Source organism: Bacillus pretiosus (assembly GCF_051294775.1).
Classification (GTDB): domain Bacteria; phylum Bacillota; class Bacilli; order Bacillales; family Bacillaceae_G; genus Bacillus_A; species Bacillus_A wiedmannii.
Window position 1 is genome coordinate 1 of sequence record NZ_JBPPHF010000193.1, and the last position, 306, is coordinate 306.

General features: G+C 40.2%; 1 protein-coding gene. It reads left to right on the forward strand.

The window, feature by feature from the left end:
* A partial coding sequence (locus tag ACSG5Z_RS30475) for a helicase-related protein (protein ID WP_435712813.1) occupies positions 1-306 on the forward strand: 306 nt, incomplete at both ends.

Here is a 306-nt window from a genome sequence, read left to right on the forward strand (position 1 = left end):
TGAAATTGCGATGTTAGTTACAGACGCGCGTGTAACGTATGCACATTGGAAAATGAACGAAGGTGAATTAGAGTCTGTTAAGCTATCGTTTTTAGAAGGGCAGCATGATGTTCTTGTAAGTACAACAATTATTGAGACGGGTGTAGATATTCCGAATGTAAATACGTTACTTGTATTTGATGCAGATCGTATGGGATTATCGCAGCTGTATCAGCATCGTGGTCGGGTTGGACGTTCTAATCGTGTTGCATATGCATACTTTGCATACAAACGAGATAAAGTGTTATCAGAAGTTGCAGAGAAGCG